This window comes from Neobacillus sp. SuZ13, assembly GCF_030123365.1.
Taxonomy (GTDB): domain Bacteria; phylum Bacillota; class Bacilli; order Bacillales; family Cytobacillaceae; genus Neobacillus.
The window spans coordinates 3,625,916-3,639,852 of record NZ_CP126107.1; the positions used below are offsets into that span (position 1 = coordinate 3,625,916).

Below are 13,937 nucleotides of genomic sequence, written 5' to 3' on the forward strand. Positions count from 1 at the left end.
GGGGGAGACTCCATGCGTATTGAGAAAACATGCATCGAGGGTTGTTATGAAATCATTCCGGCATACACTAAAGATGAGCGAGGTAGTTTCATCAAAACAGTGATTCCCTCTTGTTTTAAAGCACATCAACTTGAATTCAACTTAAAAGAACAATATTACTCGATTTCTTCCAAAAGAGTATTGAGAGGATTGCATTTTCAGCTACCGCCCAAAGAACACACAAAATTAGTTTGCTGTGTATCGGGGACGGTTATGGACGTCGTAGTTGATGTGAGGAAAGGGTCCCCTACTTACGGCCAATATAGTACCTTCATACTGGAATCCGATAAAGCCAATATGGTCTACATTCCACACGGTTTAGCCCATGGTTTTTATGTATTAAGTGAACAAGCAATCGTTCTTTGCCATATGACCACCGTTTTCTCCCCTGCTCACGACAGCGGGATTCGCTGGAATTCTCTTTCCATCCCGTGGCCAGATGACAATCCCATTCTCTCGAAAAAGGATCGTGAACTGCCAGCACTGTCAGATTTCGTAAGCCCTTTTACCTCCCGCCAACCTTAATAAATATATCTTATGAAGATGAGGTGTTTTGATGCAGGTACAGAAAACAAGCATTCCTGGCTGTTATCAGTTAATTCCATTGCATTTCACGGACAACCGTGGCAGTTTCATCAAGACTTTCCATCAGCAGGAATTTGCACAAAACGGTTTAGAAACGAACTTCGTTGAAAGTTACTATTCAATATCGAACCAGCGTGTTTTACGGGGCTTACATTTTCAAGTTCCGCCATGGGACAATATCAAATTAATTTATTGCCTCCAGGGTAAAGTGATGGATGTTGTGGTGGATCTTAGAACCGGATCCCCTACCTACGGTAAATATGAAATATTTCAGTTGGACTCTGAAAAACCCGGGATTATATACATTCCGTCAGGAGTAGCTCATGGGTTTTATGTAGAAACCGGCACGGCAATTATGGTTTATATGTCAACACGTGTGCACTCTCCTCAACATGATGCCGGAATACATTGGAAATCCCTTACGATTCCATGGTCAGATCCAAACCCTATAATTTCAAAAAGAGATCAGCAGTTACCGTTATTTGACCATATCTCAAGTCCGTTTCGTTTTAGCGACACAATCGATCATAATTGAGGTGCAACCAACATGCGAGCGATCATCTCCGGAAGCAATGGTTATTTTGGTAGTATTGCCTGCCAATATTTTCAATCTAAAAACTGGGATATAGTAACAGCGAGTCGTCAAACGGATGCACATTTGCACTTGGATCTCGATCGTCCGGGAGATTTTGCAAACCTTTTGATCAACAAACAAGTTGACCTATTTATTCATGCAGCAGCAGCCCATGAGGTAGCTTGTCAATCAAATCCATATCAAAGTATATTCCAAAACGTGGCTGGAACAAAGGCCGCACTGGACTTCTGCGTGAAAAACGGCATTAAAAATTTCGTTTACTTATCCACCTTTCATGTTTTTGGAACACCTGAAGGAACTATCAATGAACAATCGTCCCCCTGCCCGATGAACGATTACGGATTAAGCCATTTGCAAGCGGAAGATTATGTTCGGATGTACACCCGTTTAAATAAAATTAATGGTTTAGTCATCCGGCCAAGCAATTTCTTTGGCATACCCGCTGATCTCGCTCATTGCAAGCGTTGGACGTTAGTTCCGTTGGCATTTTGCAAAGAGGCGGTTACCACCGGAAAAATCGTTTTGCGTTCGCCTGGTTACCAATCAAGGAATTTTATATCCGTACTGGATATTTGTAAGGTAATCGAACACGGCTATTCTAAATGCCACGAAGTACCTTTACTCCATATTCCCGGTCCGGATACCATGAGCATTCGATCTTTTGCAAAACTAATTCAAAGGGTAACAAAGAAACAGCTAAAAAAATCAGTTGAGCTCGTCATCCCTGATGGTCCATCGCTTCATGATGAATTCACCTATAGCAGCCTCTATCTGAAAGATATCTATCAACCCGGCGACAAGATTGAACCGTTTGTTGCTGAATTTTGCAAGGTACTTACAGCTTCCAATGAGGAATGATTGGCACGAATGGTAGCGACTGCGAAAGCAACTTTTTACAAACAAAGGAGGGATCACATGATAATATGTACTGTCACAACCACACGGTACTTGCCCGAAGCGATTGTAATGGCAAAATACGTGAAAGCACACATGTCGAATTCAAAAGTGGTGGTCTGTTTAGTGGAAGAAAACATTCACCCTTTGGCAAGCAGCTGCCCGTATTTCGATCGTGTGATTTTAGCAAAAAATATAGGATTCACACACTTTTATAAACAAATTTTTAAATATAAGGCCCTCGAGGCAGTGACTTCTGTGAAAGCAAAGCTTTTTCTTCATTTATTTGATCAATTTCCTGAAGAGGAAAAATTCATCTTTCTCGATTCAGATATAAAAATCTTTGGACCGTTTGATGAGGCAATGCGTGCACTAGACAAATACCCTATCCTTATAACCCCTCATATTACGGAAGACGACGGCATCATAGACAATGAACTAACCACTCTTATTTATGGTATTTGCAATACCGGCTTTCTTGCGATCAGAAGATCGGACGAAGCAGAGCGCTTTCTTCGCTGGTGGGCGTATCGAACTAAAAAATATTGTTATGAAAAAACCTATGAAGGCATGTTTGTGGATCAAAAATGGGTGGACCTATCACTCTGCCTTTTTGATGTTCACTTATTTAAACACCCTGGTTATAATGTTGCCTGCTGGAATTTACCACAAAGAAGATTCGCATATGATTCCAATAGAAACTTTACTGTAAACGGACAGCCTTTAAGGTTCTTCCATTTTTCCGGTCTTGACAGCAATCGATTGGACTCTGTCTTAAAATGGTATCTACCAGATAAAACGCACCCTGCTTATCAAATAAAAGATACTTATCTGGAAGAAGTGCAGCAAGCCGGGCGTGATGTAGTATCGAATGAACCATGGAGTTATGACTATTTTGTAAATGGCGAGAAAATTAAAAGCAAGGCACGCAATAAATACGGAAGCAGCACAAAGCTGCAGAACAAGTACATTAATCCCTTTAAACAGTCAAATTCAACATTCCTGGATAAATAAGCAAATGAGTTTTTTTTACAATTTATCTATCTGATCATATAAATGACCATCTCATTAAGAGATGGTCATTGCAGATTGTAGACAAAAGGCATCCGAATTAACTCATTCGGATGCTTTCCCATTCAATAGAAAAACATAGGAACTTAGCCAATCTTGTTGTAAATGGAGAAGGAATTCAATCAATTATGAATTTTATCCATAAAACAATTGGACAGCATATGTTTCTCTTTAATGAGATAGGAGAACTTAAGGCTTCTGCCTGCCATTCCTCATTTTCTGTTGAGATGACCGAGTATATTACACAATATACCAAACAAATTATCCTAACACTTGAAAATTCACATACCGTTTCTGAAATAAAATTAAATGATGAAACTTATCAAATAGTTGTATTATCACTTGGGTCTAAACTAAAGTCTCTAGGCGGGCTAATAATCCTTTCTAAACAAAAAATGAGTGAAGTGGATATCGCTGCTCTTGAACATGCATGTACGATCATTTCACTTGAACTGGTAAAAGAACAAGCCATTTTTGAAACACAGCAGCGTTTAAGAGGGGAATTCGTGACGAAGCTTTTTTCTGGACAGATGGATGAAGCACTCATTCAGAAAGCAAAAAATTTAAATTTTGACCCTAACCGGACCTATGTTGCCATGATTATTAATTTTGAAGATAAATTAAACGAGCAAAAGGTTTTAGGCGAACACGTTTTAAGGAATTTACTCCATATGTCCAATAAGACATTACTGGGGAGGAACTCTCAAGTAATGGCAGTAAGGGTTGAAAATCAAATTGTTGCTCTTCTATCCTTTCATTCAAGAGTTTCTTCGTCCAATATTGTTACAGAAACAAAAGAACTTGCAAAGAATTTACAACATGAGATGGTAAATAAATATAGAGAGTTAGACGTATCGATTGGCATTGGAAGAATTAAGCAAGGGCTTACTTTTGTCCATGAGTCATTTGTAGAAGCCACAAAGTGCATTAAGTTTCTCAAAAACTATCTTTTTGATTATAGAGTACTTTGTTATACAGACCTTGGCGTTCAAAGGTTTATTTTACAAAACTCAAAGGAAGAATTGAACGATTTTATTCAAGAAGTATTAGGTCCCCTTATTCAATATGAACAATCTAGAAAAGGCGCATTGTTAAGTACTCTGATTGTTTATTTAGACCAAAATCAAAACATAAAGAAAACGGCTGATTCTTTACATATTCACACCAATACTTTAAGCTACCGTTTAAAGCGAATTGAGAAAATTCTATTAATTGACTTGAATGATAGTCAACCATTATTTAATATTCATTTAGCAATCAATATTTATCAATGTATAAAAGCTAAAGATACATTAAAGAAAAACAAAAGCTAAAGTTTTATTATAAAGGGAAGGATGTGGGAGCATTGAACAGATACTCAATGGAAGAATTTATTAAACAACCGGAGCAGGTTGATAAGGGGCAGGGATTTTTTGAATTAGAGACCCCTCGGATATTGGAGGTAAACTTAGACGGGCAAGTATGGGCAAAAGCTGGATCGATGGTTTCTTACCAAGGGGAAATTAAATTTGTTCGTGAAGGAATGTTAGAACACGGTCTAAGGACCGCGTTCAAAAAGGCCTTGACTGGAGAAGGTGCTTCATTAATGAAAGCCAATGAAAAAGGAAAATTATATCTCGCTGATAATGGTAAGAAGATTATCATTCTAAATTTACAAAAAACGAATCCATCTACATTAACGGAAATGATTTACTTGCATTTGAACCAAGTATTAAATGGGAAATTAAATTAATGAAGAAAATTGCAGGGATGATGGCAGGAGGCTTATTTAATGTTCGATGCGAAGGAAGCGGATTGATTGACTGCCCATTACGAACCACTCACTTTAAGGGTATCACCTGGAAATCCTGTGATTACCGATCCAAACGCAACGGTTGCGTGGTCTGGCAATCTTCAGCCTAAATTCCAAACCGATATTAGTTTGAAAACTTTCTTTGGAAGAGCTAGCGGCGAGTCTATTCAAATGAAGTTCGAAGGTGAAGGCTTTGTAGTAATCCAGCCTTACGATGAGGTTTACATGAAGGCAAAGCAAAATTAATGGGTTTGAATAAAAAATAGTAATAACTAGAAAGTGCCTGACACCATTCAACTTTGATGGTGTCAGGCACTTTTTGGGTTCATTACTTTGGCATTTCTTATTTCCAACCACAAATGGGCATGGTAGAATCATATAGTTGTGAAATTCTATCATCTACCGGTGGTGTCCTGTGAAACAATCTGTATTAATTCAAGAAAACAAAAGACTTAAACTGAAGTTTGGTTTCCTAAAAAAAGACATTGTCTTTACCGTCTCACTTATATTAGCAGTAACCAGCTGTTTAATTTATCCGCCAAAACTGGAGTATATCAATTTTCAAGTGCTATTTATTTTATTTAGCCTGATGCTGACCATTAAGGCGTTCGAAGAACTAAGATTCCTAGACAAATTCGCGATTGCCATCATAAATAAATGTAATAATAGCCGCTCCGTTTCAGCGATACTGATTTTGTTATGTTTCTTCAGCTCTATGTTTGTCACGAACGATGTGGCGCTGCTTACTTTTGTACCTTTGACTCTTGTTGTCTGTAAGAAAACCCAAATGCCCATGATGGAGACAATTATCTTTCAAACCATTGCAGCCAATATTGGTAGTAGTTTAACTCCAATGGGAAATCCGCAAAATTTGTTCATCTATTCGCATTATGGAATCAAGCCAGTTCCCTTTTTTTCGTCGGTCCTATTCATGGCTGCCCTTGGGATTAGTTCTCTTTATTTCCTTATAAAAAGAATGAAAAATAGAGAATTGAAAGTAGTTCTGACTCCAGTGCCATTAAACGATTGGAAAAAACCAGTTATTTGGGGATTGGTACTAGCAATTATCATTGCATCAATTTTTGGAGTGGTCAGTTACCAGGTCGCATTCGTGGTTACATTAATAACCGTGATCATATTACATGTAAAATTATTGATAAAGGTTGATTATCTACTACTGTTAACCTTTATCTGTTTTTTTATCTTTATTGGAAATATATCCAGTTCGAGTACATTACAAGCATTTGCCAATACAAGCATGAAAGACACTACATCTGTCTATTTTAGCTCAATTTTTTTAAGCCAATTTATCAGTAATGTTCCTGCCTCCATTCTATTGGCAGAATTCACAACTGATTGGAAACCTTTATTATTAGGAGTGAATATTGGCGGACTCGGGACCATTGTTGCCTCATTGGCCAGTGTAATTTCTTACAAACTATTTATTCAGGCAAATCCAACCGAGAGTAAAAAATATTTAATCAAATTCAGTATTTATAATTTTTCCTTTTTAGCGTTTTTAACTTTGATTCAGTACTTTATCCTAAAAATATTTTAATAAATTCTAACAAGAATCAAAAAAACAGGCACCATCCAACCAGAAAAATTGGATGGTGCCTGCTTTTCATTAAGACCCCGAACTACTAGCACTAATTTTCTTTTGACCGGTCAAAGAAAAATAACTTCCCTTCTCTATGTGGAAAAAGATTTAACTCCTGGACCTTATCTGCATGATTTGTCATGATTTCTTTAAAAAGTTCGTTTGCTGACTTATTTTTTGTTTCTATCCCCAATTTCTCTGCTACTTGGAAAATTCGTTTTTCTCGGACAGCATGGGCTACTTCACGAAGATCCTTATTATCAGTGGAAATGCCTAGTTCTTTCGCTTCTTTTTTAATCTGAGTTTCACGGATTTCATGGACTACATCCCTTAAATCTTTTCCTTCAGTCGAAATTCCCAACTCTTTCGCTTCTGTTTTGATTTCTGTTTCTCGGACTTCTTTCGCTAATGAATCTAGGTCCTTTCCTTTTGTGTCAATCCTAAGCTCCTCTGCCCTCTTTTTAATCATCGCTTCTCGAACTTCTTTGACAATGGTCTCAGTATCTTTGCCTTCTGTTTTAATACCCAGCGATTCTGCCTGCTTTTTAATAAATTCTGGATTGTGTCTAAAATGTCCTCGACCATGTACCTCATTTACCTTTACTTGTTCTTTTTCCTGGGTTGCCGCAAAAACCTGTACTGAACTTAGAAATCCAAACAAGAAAGCCATGGCACAAATACAAGTCATCTTCATCTTTCTCATCATGTAACTTCCTCCTAGAAAATATTTTGGGTCTACAGATGATAGGATGTCCATGAGATGTTACCAATTTATGAACGATATGTTAAATTTTATATTTTATTTTTTCTTACAAAAATGGAAGGACTCAATGTCTAAGATGAGTAGTCGATTTTTCGAATTGGGGATTTTATTTTGAAGTTGATTTTTCCTGATTTTGCATAAAGATTATTCTTTCTATTTGCAGCATAACGGAAACTACGTGGAAAAATGCCTCTTTCATTGATGAAGTTTTTAAATGTTTTTCATAATGATGGTGTATACAGCTGGCCATTGCTTCTCTTGCCTCATAATCGAAATGATAAAAATCAATAATCGGGAAAAATAGGCCGCCGCCTAACGGGATTAGTGTCCCCATGGCGATTTCCCCTTGTTTTGGAGGAATAGCAATTGGATCATACACAATAACATCCAGAGATTCATGGGTTAGAATATCAACAGCAACAAAGGTACGATCATTGTATTTATGGCCAATAAAATAGAATTTTGGAACTACATTCTTACACTCCCTTAGCCAAGATTTAATAAAAGGTTTGTTCCTGAGTGTATAATGATTATCGGAATTATAATCATCAAATCAACTATTAACTGGATTTGGGCCGGAATCATACAATAGTCGCCACCAAAACAAATTATCGAGTAATCCTTGCTGTTTCTCTGCCTTCGGGTTATGTTCCTCCACAAATTCCTTAAGTAACGACAGATTTTCATTATCATAATATAGGTCAAAGGCATAAATCATAAAATCCCTAAATACTTCACTTACCATTACCTGCCTTAAATCCTCAGACACAGGATAGTCAGGCCGAAATTTTTTTGTTTTGTTCACCGTCTGTTCTAACTCTACTATGTTTTCAACGGTTTCTGGTTTTCCCATCATACATCAATCCCTTCTACTTATTGGATTGCTCAAGTTTATTCACTTTTCGCTTCACGCTTGCAACTTCATTAAAAAACAATTCAATATCTGCATTTACATCTGATTGAAAGGTCCTCAAATCTTTACGAACATAAGTGACATTTTCTGTTATTAATGTAGTAGAATGTTTTATGATATCTATTATTTCTGCTTGACCCGTCTCTAAGTTTTCCATACGATAAGTTAATTCTCTTTGGCCATTTGTTAATTCTGCATGACCCTTTATTAGTGCTTCTTGACCAGCTTCCAGATTTTCCATACGAGTTGTCACTTCTTTTTGACCCTTTATTAATGCTTCTTGGCCGGTCTCGAGACTTTCCATTCGGGAAGTCATTTCCTTTTGGCTCGTCTTCATATTACTTATAATCTCTTTTGTATTCTGCAGTTCTGAAAGAATTTTATCTAATTTTTCTTCCATAAACAAAACCTCCGTTCTTAGATTACATTCACTTTAAACGATTGGCACTTGATTGTAAAACAGCTTATTTTTAATGTCAAAACAATACTAATCCACCTTCCTTTAATCTATAAAAAAGGCTGTATTAAACTTGTCTGTTGATTTCCGTTCCAGGCACAAGCGGTTCGCGGGCGTACCGGTGAGCCTTCGTGCCTTCCACTCCAACAATCAAAGTGCCTAAATCAACATTAATCTTTAACACAGCCATAAAAAAATAAACATATATCAAATAGACAAAGGTACCAAATGAGAAAAATAAGTTTATTGCCAATTTAAGGGGATTTTCTAGGTAACAAAATGTAGAAAGGATAAATTAGAATAATAATTATAGTATCTATATTAGTAGAATCAATCGTCGAGAAAGAGGGCAATCAAAACAGGAGTGGTTGTTGACATTCAAATTATATCATTCCTATTCATTTAAGCTAGGTTCGAATAATAGTTTTCATAAAATTGTAATATCTTTGAGTTGCTCAAAGGAAATCTCGCCTTTGACTATATAAGAAAAAGCCCAGGCAGCATTTAATGAAAAGGAGCTTTCTCACCATTTTTTCAGTTACATTCTTTCCTTCAATTCGATAATCCCAACAAATTTTCTAATCTCTTCCTAAAAGACCTTTTGCTATTCGTGGTCTCATCTTGCTGTTGTTTTTGAGAGCTATTAACATACATCCATGCAGACTCGGCATTTTTTTCCACTTCCTGTTGTTTAAGTCCCATCATAGTTTGGTAATCATACATTCTCATTATTTATCTCATCCTCCCATAAGATTAATACTTTTAACAAAAAACATAAAAGACGACCGTTCGGTTTATTTCATTGCTCGATCGATTCCTAAATTTGTTCCTGATATTTTAGCTGCAATTCATTTGTGCAAAAAAACAAGCCGAATAAATGGGCTTGCCTTATTGCACCAACACTCTTTGGATAAACATCTTTTTTATTTCTTTTAATACCTCATGGTATGGATAATCTTCATATACAATTGTCTGCGAGACCACTCCATCGACCATGGACCAAAAAAGATCTGCAAATAATTCGGGATTCACATCTTGATTTATTTCACCAGATTTCTGCCCATCTTTAAGAATATCAGTGATCTGAGAAATAAAATATTTTTGCCTCCGACTACGTAATCGTTCTGTTAATTCTTTGTTTCTTGAAGAATGAAGTTTGAACTCTAAGTGAACAGAAAAACGAGCTTTATTTTCTTCGATAAAAGGATTTAGGTCTAAGTATATATCGAACAAGTAGTTTAATTTTTCTATGGCTGATGTCTTTTTAGATATTTCCTGATTCAGTTCATCATAGGTTTGACTCGTTTCTGTACTCATTAATTCTAGATAAATATCATCTTTACTTTGAAAGTAATTATAAATCGCACCTTTACTGATACCAGAATGTTCTACAATATCATTGATCGTGGCTACTTCGAAACCTTTTTTCGCAAAACAAACAAAAGCACTCGATAAGATTTCTTTTTTCTTCTTCTCTTTATAATCATCAGATACAATCGGTGGCATTATTATCTCCGCCTTTAAAATTAATAATTGATAATATATTATATGTGAAATATTCAAAAACGACCATCCGGTTTATTTAAATTTTAGCTTAATCCTACCATAAAAAGCAACCAAAATTTTACTGAATTTCTCACACGAAACAAATATTAAATGGTGTCAGGCACCACACTATTTTCTAACATCCAATCTAAAAAAGCCCTTGTTAATTTAACAAGGACTTAAACATAAATTAATAACGACTAATTAATTGGTACTTATTTTGTAATCTTACTCAGCAAAAAATCTACTTTCTCAGTCAGATGCTTCTTTACACTAACATCCATTTCCATTTCATCCATTGTCTCTTTCAATTTACCGAACCAGATTTCGGCCCTATCTGGAGCAATATGAAAGGGGTGCCTTTCTTTCACTTGTGAGACTTGCTTCCCTTGTCCCTGATCAGATTCACCGGAAACCAGACGGTTGATAAATACTCTTTGCCGAGCTTTCAATAATTCGATATCCGTGTTTCTTTCATTAAACATATTAATATAGTAGGGATCTTTTAGCAGCTTATCATAAAATTGGTCAACTAACTCATTCACTTTTTCCTGATCCAGTACAATCGTCATCATCCATACCCTCTTTTTCTTAAATAAAGTAATTAATACTCCCATTATAGTGTAAACTACAATCTAAATTTGTGATTTACATCACGAAAAAGACTTTGTGGAAGAAAAAAGATTGAAAGCGTGTTAGGCGCCAAGTAATGGCTGATCAAAAGCAAATAAGGCCTCATTGATTTCATGTATATTGTAATTTGCATGCTGAATAAAGTAATCAATAATTACATCAAATTTATTGCTCCGTGACAAGGTATAGCCGGCAGCAGCTAGCAGGTCCCTCGTTTCCTCCACGTTTAACTTTAAAGCAACGGCAAACGCGATCGTGGTTTTCTTTTTCGGTGTATAATCGGTTTCATTCCGGATTTTGGAGAATAATCGCCGGTCAATATTTGCCCGTTTATACGTTTCCACATCCGACATCCCCTTTTCATCAATGAAACGAAGCAGTCGTTCAGAAAAAGATTCATCAAGTTCGTCCAACAGGTTGACTAAGGAATACTCAGCTTCTTTAAACACATCCTGCTGAACAATTTCGATATCTTGCTGGCTTTCCCAAATGTATGGTTCCTCTCTATTACGTGCAAACTTGCTTTCTAGTTCTTCCACATAATGCTCATCAATATATTGACGAATCGATGTAAATAATTTCTTGCTTAAACCGAAAGAACTTTTATCAAAAACAACTAGATAAACAAGTATGTCATGCTGTAATAAAAATGAACCAATTATCGAAACCGCAATTTGTAATGCTTCCTCCTTGGGATAACCATAAATACCTGTCGATATCAACGGAAACGCAATGGATTCACACTGATGGGTCATGGCCAGCTCCAAGGAGTTATAGTAAGATTCCTTTAACAGTAAAGCTTCTTGTTTGGAACCACCTTGCCAAATCGGTCCAGGTGTATGTATGATATATTTCGCCTCTAAGTTAAAGCCGTCAGTCAATACAGCTTCTCCAACCTTGCATTCCCCCATTTGATCGCAAGCCCTTTGCAGCTCATTGACACCAGCTGCACGAAAGATAGCACCACAAACGCCACCACCCATCCTCAGTGATGTATTCGCAGCATTGACAATCGCATCCACCTTCATCTTAGTAATATCATGGCGAACAATTTCTAGCGGCATCCGTTTATCCCCCTCCCAAACAATTATTTATAAGACTCTTATCTCCACAATGTCCAAGTTGAGATTCTTATTCCTTAGGGAGATTATACCATTTATTTAATAGGAGGTTAGTTATGAACAAGGAAGATTAGACAAAATAAAACTCCTGCATAATCAGGAGTTTTATTGGAAGGTATTATTTCGATTTGTTTAACGAACTTTTTCTAAATGACGAAGAATTTGCTCGTAATGACCCGTTACGTGCTTAACGATTAAATGGTCGATTAAAAATGATAACGGTTTTCCGTCAAAGTTTGGATTATAACTTGGAGCTGTTTTTACTAAATCCTCTTCTTCAACTTTAGCAAGTGCTGTGTCTACTTTTGGTACTAAGTTTAATAGTGTAGAGATGGCAACACCTTTGTTTATACGAGATACAATGTTTTCATCTACTGCAGCTAAACGACGAACATGTTCATGATTACGTCCCCATTTGGCACCTGGAACCACTAGCAAGGCTTCCAAATCTGTCACCCAAAAATCAACCGCTTCTATAATATGAGAGACAATTTGCATGGCAGACCATTCTTCTTCAGAAGGTTTCATGTAAAGCGCAGCCTCTTCTGTATTCTTCACTACCGTAACGATCTCATCAATACACTTTTTAAAAGTTTCCAATTTTTCATTCAGTACTGCTGTAGTCATAGTCATACATCCTCCCAATTCTCACCTAAATGATCAATAGTTTTATAGGAATTCGAATAAAAATGCGCTAGAGTTATCTCTAACGCGTTTTTATTCAAGTTGTTAATTAGCAATCGACACGCTCATAATTTTTTTTGAGATAGCCATATAAGAAATCAACAGTTTTGTAATCTGTTGGTTTGTGTTGTTCGAAAATAAAGTTACGAAGTGAAATGGTTGTTGGATCTTCAGCGTGAATAATTTCCCCCCATTTACGTGCTGTTGTTTGTACCATCGCAGAACGCGGAATCCGCAGGTCTTGGTATGCTTTAAATGCTGCTTCATAAGATTTATGTTCTTTTAATTTCTCACCTAATACAAACGCATCTTCGAAAGCTTGAACGCCGCCTTGAGCTAAATATTGAAGCATGGCATGACCAGAATCCCCTAATAATGTAATGTTACCTTTAGTCCAATTATCGATTGGTTCACGATCATACATTTGCCAACGGAATTGACGGTTAATGTAGGATAAAGCGTTTTGTACTTTTGGATGAGTATTTTCAAAACGACGTGTCATTTCTTCTGGATTTCCCCAGTCCTCTACAGTTGCATCATATGATTTAAAAACAACTACTTGGTTGTAAAGCTCTCCACGACGAACTGGATATTGTACTAAGTGCAGGTTTGGCCCAATCCACATGATCACATCATCTAAGTCTAAGTTTGAGTTATTGGACACTTCTTCAATTGGAATCGTTCCACGGTAAGCTACATACGCAGAGTTTACTGGTTCATCTTCAATAAATAGCTTACGCATATTTGATTTTACCCCGTCCGCACCAATCACTGCTTCAGCAGTGAACGTTTCACCATGTTGGTTGACTATTGTTACTGTATCACCATTTTGTTCTGCTGTTTGGATCGTTTGGTTGGTAAAAAATTTGACATTATTACGTTTTTGACATGCCTCATAAAGAACTCGGTGTAAGTCCGAGCGATGCAATACGATATATGGCTGACCGAATTCTTTTTGGAACCCTTCACCTAAGTCAAGAGTTGCTAACTCATTTGCAGTATAAACATCTTTTAGTACAAGTCGTTTAGGTAATACCGCATGCTTTAAAATTTCTTCCTTTACCCCTAAACGATCTAAAACCTCAATTGCGTTTGGTGCTAACTGAATCCCTGCACCTACTTCCCCAAATTCAGGTGCTTGCTCAAAAATTGCCACTGATTTACCAGTTTCTTGGATTGATAGAGCTACAGCTAAACCACCAATTCCTCCGCCTACAATAATGATGTCGCTTACATTAGTCATTG

The 13,937-nt window shown here is 36.7% G+C and carries 16 protein-coding genes and 1 pseudogene; 7 read left to right on the forward strand and 10 right to left on the reverse strand.

Annotated features, from left to right (window positions below):
* Positions 1-12: 12 nt before the first annotated feature.
* The 7 genes and pseudogenes from QNH17_RS17775 (at position 13) to QNH17_RS17805 (ending at position 6,534) form a co-directional block, all read left to right on the forward strand.
* A complete protein-coding gene (locus tag QNH17_RS17775; protein ID WP_283873955.1) occupies positions 13-564 on the forward strand; it encodes a dTDP-4-dehydrorhamnose 3,5-epimerase family protein in 552 nt (183 codons plus the stop codon).
* 31 nt (positions 565-595) lie between these two features.
* On the forward strand, positions 596-1,159 hold the full coding sequence (locus QNH17_RS17780; protein WP_283873957.1) for a dTDP-4-dehydrorhamnose 3,5-epimerase family protein: 564 nt from the start codon (positions 596-598) through the stop codon (positions 1,157-1,159).
* Positions 1,160-1,171: 12 nt separating this feature from the next.
* On the forward strand, positions 1,172-2,077 hold the full coding sequence (locus QNH17_RS17785; RefSeq protein ID WP_283873958.1) for an NAD-dependent epimerase/dehydratase family protein: 906 nt from the start codon (positions 1,172-1,174) through the stop codon (positions 2,075-2,077).
* Positions 2,078-2,134: 57 nt separating this feature from the next.
* Entirely contained in the window at positions 2,135-3,127 is a 993-nt protein-coding gene (locus QNH17_RS17790) for a glycosyltransferase family protein (RefSeq protein ID WP_283873959.1), read from the forward strand.
* 185 nt (positions 3,128-3,312) lie between these two features.
* On the forward strand, positions 3,313-4,497 hold the full coding sequence (locus QNH17_RS17795) for a PucR family transcriptional regulator (protein ID WP_283873960.1): 1,185 nt from the start codon (positions 3,313-3,315) through the stop codon (positions 4,495-4,497).
* A 32-nt stretch (positions 4,498-4,529) separates the two neighbouring features.
* Positions 4,530-5,222: pseudogene (locus QNH17_RS17800) on the forward strand (AIM24 family protein).
* A 169-nt stretch (positions 5,223-5,391) separates the two neighbouring features.
* Positions 5,392-6,534 (forward strand): SLC13 family permease, encoded by a 1,143-nt coding sequence (locus tag QNH17_RS17805; protein ID WP_283873961.1) that lies wholly within the window; start codon positions 5,392-5,394, stop codon positions 6,532-6,534.
* A gap of 91 nt (positions 6,535-6,625) precedes the next feature.
* Here the strand turns inward: QNH17_RS17805 and QNH17_RS17810 are convergent, their stop codons facing one another.
* From QNH17_RS17810 to QNH17_RS17855, 10 genes are all read right to left on the reverse strand, one after another.
* Positions 6,626-7,282, reverse strand: coding sequence for a hypothetical protein (locus QNH17_RS17810; RefSeq protein WP_283873963.1), 657 nt, complete (start codon positions 7,280-7,282; stop codon positions 6,626-6,628).
* Positions 7,283-7,445: 163 nt separating this feature from the next.
* Entirely contained in the window at positions 7,446-7,718 is a 273-nt protein-coding gene (locus QNH17_RS17815; protein WP_283873966.1) for a hypothetical protein, read from the reverse strand.
* Positions 7,719-7,892: 174 nt separating this feature from the next.
* A complete protein-coding gene (locus QNH17_RS17820; RefSeq protein WP_283873969.1) occupies positions 7,893-8,195 on the reverse strand; it encodes a hypothetical protein in 303 nt (100 codons plus the stop codon).
* A gap of 13 nt (positions 8,196-8,208) precedes the next feature.
* Positions 8,209-8,652 carry a hypothetical protein gene (locus QNH17_RS17825; RefSeq protein ID WP_283873972.1) on the reverse strand — a complete coding sequence of 148 codons (444 nt, stop codon included), beginning with the start codon at positions 8,650-8,652 and terminating at the stop codon, positions 8,209-8,211.
* A 609-nt stretch (positions 8,653-9,261) separates the two neighbouring features.
* Positions 9,262-9,438 (reverse strand): hypothetical protein, encoded by a 177-nt coding sequence (locus tag QNH17_RS17830; protein WP_283873974.1) that lies wholly within the window; start codon positions 9,436-9,438, stop codon positions 9,262-9,264.
* Positions 9,439-9,597: 159 nt separating this feature from the next.
* On the reverse strand, positions 9,598-10,215 hold the full coding sequence (locus QNH17_RS17835) for a TetR/AcrR family transcriptional regulator (protein ID WP_283873976.1): 618 nt from the start codon (positions 10,213-10,215) through the stop codon (positions 9,598-9,600).
* A 254-nt stretch (positions 10,216-10,469) separates the two neighbouring features.
* Positions 10,470-10,829, reverse strand: coding sequence for a protoglobin domain-containing protein (locus tag QNH17_RS17840; protein ID WP_283873978.1), 360 nt, complete (start codon positions 10,827-10,829; stop codon positions 10,470-10,472).
* 120 nt (positions 10,830-10,949) lie between these two features.
* Entirely contained in the window at positions 10,950-11,951 is a 1,002-nt protein-coding gene (locus tag QNH17_RS17845) for a macro domain-containing protein (RefSeq protein ID WP_283873980.1), read from the reverse strand.
* A gap of 189 nt (positions 11,952-12,140) precedes the next feature.
* Positions 12,141-12,635: a DinB family protein gene (locus tag QNH17_RS17850; RefSeq protein WP_283873983.1), complete on the reverse strand. Its 495-nt coding sequence runs from the start codon at positions 12,633-12,635 to the stop codon at positions 12,141-12,143.
* 106 nt (positions 12,636-12,741) lie between these two features.
* Positions 12,742-13,935 (reverse strand): FAD-dependent monooxygenase, encoded by a 1,194-nt coding sequence (locus QNH17_RS17855; protein ID WP_283873985.1) that lies wholly within the window; start codon positions 13,933-13,935, stop codon positions 12,742-12,744.
* Positions 13,936-13,937: the final 2 nt, after the last annotated feature.